The sequence below is a fragment of the Micromonospora tarensis genome (assembly GCF_016803395.1).
Taxonomy (GTDB): domain Bacteria; phylum Actinomycetota; class Actinomycetes; order Mycobacteriales; family Micromonosporaceae; genus Micromonospora; species Micromonospora tarensis.
This window is the reverse complement of the sequence record NZ_JAEVHL010000444.1, coordinates 1-2,408: the sequence shown is the minus strand read 5'-3', so window position 1 is coordinate 2,408 and position 2,408 is coordinate 1. Positions and strand designations below refer to the sequence as shown.

1 protein-coding gene and 1 pseudogene are annotated in these 2,408 nt (G+C 73.3%); one reads left to right on the top strand and one right to left on the bottom strand.

The window, feature by feature from the left end:
• Positions 1-355: 355 nt before the first annotated feature.
• Positions 356-990: pseudogene (locus JM949_RS35280) on the bottom strand (RNA polymerase sigma factor).
• 535 nt (positions 991-1,525) lie between these two features.
• Between JM949_RS35280 and JM949_RS35275 the strand changes: the two are divergent.
• Positions 1,526-2,408 (top strand): serine/threonine-protein kinase (locus tag JM949_RS35275; protein ID WP_203152384.1); only part of this gene is annotated, 883 nt, incomplete at its 3' end.

The window sequence follows — 2,408 nt, the reverse complement described above, 5'->3', positions numbered from 1 at the left end:
GGGTTCGCGTCGCCGGCCGGGACGGGGTGGCCCTGTTCCAGCGTGCTGTCGGCCTGGGTGCGGGCCGCGTCGAGCAGCCGGTCGGTCTCGGCGTGGTCGGCCCGCCGGAACGGGTTCATCGGGAATCCCCTCACGTCAACCGTCCGCCGGCTTGGTCTGCGGGGGCGTGCACCGCGGCCACCGACGCGCCCGCGGCGGTGGGGGCGCTCGGCGGTGTCGTCGGGTTCGCGTCGCCGGCCGGGACGGGGTGGCCCTGTTCCAGCGTGCTGTCGGCCTGGGTGCGGGCCGCGTCGAGCAGCCGGTCGGTCTCGGCGTGGTCGCCCGCCGGAACGGGTTCATCGGGAATCCCCTCACGTCAACCGTCCGCCGGCTTGGTCTGCGGGGGCGTGCGCAGGGATGATCCGCTGCCGGTGCGCGGCGGTGGCGCCCCCTCGACCCCGACCGGCGTCGCGGCCGGGCTCTGCCGCTCGAGCAGCATCGCGAGCCGGCGCAGACCTCGGTGGGCGGCGGTCCGAACGGCGCCGGCCCGCCGGCCCAGCACCCGACCGGCGGATCCCGCGTCCAACCCGATCACCGCCCGCAGCAGGACCGCCTCGGCCTCCCGGGGCGGCAGGGTCGCGATCAGCGCCAGGGCGTCTCGGTGCCGATCGTCTCGTCGGCTCGCTCGGCGGTGTCCGCGTCGCTGGCCAGGTCGGCGAGCGCCTGCACCGGGACCGGTAGCGACGGTCGGCGACGTAGCCGACGCAGATGGTCCATCGCCCGGTTGCGGGCGATCGTGACGGTCCAGGCGCGGAACTCGCCACCGGTGAAGGTGGGCAGGTCGCGGGAGATCTGCAGCCAGGTCTCGGAAGCGACGTCCTCGGCGTCCGCGCCGACGAGGGCGGTCAGATACCGCAACAGGCCCGGTTGGAGGCTGCGATAGAGGAAGCGGAACGCGTCCTCGTCCCCGGCCTGTGCCGCGCTGACCGCCTCGGCCAGCTCGGCGGTCATGAGCGGTCCACACATCGCCGGGCGGGTGCGGTCCCGATCAGGCGCGCCGAGGCAGACCACGCGACGCGAACCGTTCCACCGATCAGCACCCGCACCGCCCTCCCCCGATCTGCATTCTGCCCGCGACGGAGTTTGTCGGGGCGGCCGGTCCGGGGCCAACGCCGGGGTGGTCGGCTCGATGCGCGGCACGCCGAAATCTCCGGGGCGGACCCGAGCCGGGTTAACGGTAGGAGGGGGCTCGGGACGCGACAAGTCGGGCTCGTGTCACGGAAGAGTGACAATTATCAACAGTGCGGGACGGCGTGTCGTCGTAACGTTCCGTCACCAGGAAACGCCAACCGCGCCCCAAGGCGCTTTCCTGCGACCACGGGGCCGCCGTACGCCGAAAATTGTCGCGTTTCGTCACACCGCGTTCCCGTAGCGTCACGAAGAGGTGATGTCCACACAGGTCAGGCCGGATCGGTCCGGCCGAACCAGCCGCCCGCCGGCAGGGCCGTGGCGCGCCGCCGCGCGCCACTCTAGGTACGGTAAGGCGGTGTTGTCATCGGAGGTCGTGCTCAGCGGTCGCTACCGCTTGGACGAACGTGTCGCCACCGGCGGCATGGGCGACGTTTGGCGTGCCTCCGACCTGATTCTCGGCCGACAGGTCGCGGTCAAGGTCCTCCTGCCGGCGCTGGTCTCGGATCCCGACTTCATCGCCCGGTTCCGGGCCGAGGCGCGGATCATGGCGGCACTGCGGCACCCGGGCATCGTGCAGGTCTTCGACTGCGGCGCGGACGACCTGCCCGACGGCGGTCGCGCGGACTATCTCGTGATGGAGTTCGTCGCCGGTGAGCCGCTGTCCAAGCGGATCGAGGCGGCCGGCCGGCTCGACGTGGCCGAGACGATGTCGATCGTGGCCCAGGCGGCCGCGGCGCTCAACGCGGCGCACCGCGGCGGCATCGTGCACCGCGACGTCAAGCCCAGCAACCTGCTGGTGCAGGAGGACGGCACGGTCGTCCTGGTGGACTTCGGCGTGGCGCGTTCCACCGACATCACCAGCATCACCAGCACCAACGCGGTGCCCGGCACCGCCCTCTACATGGCTCCCGAGCAGGCCGCCGGCCGCCCGGTCAGCGGTGCCACCGACATCTACGCCCTCGGCGCGGTCACCTACTGCTGCCTCACCGGCAGCCCCCCGTTCACCGGAGACAACCCGCTCCAGGTCGCCGTCCGGCACCTTGACGACGAGCCGCCGGAGCTGCCGCACGACATTCCGGAGGCGGTACGCGCCCTGGTGTCGCGGGCCCTGGCCAAGGACCCGGCGGAGCGGTTCAGCAGCGGCGCGGCGATGGCCGAGGCCGCCCGGACGGCGGTCACCGGCGGCGAGCCGCCGACGGCGATGGCGGCGTCCGTCCCGCTGCGCGACGCCGGGCCGG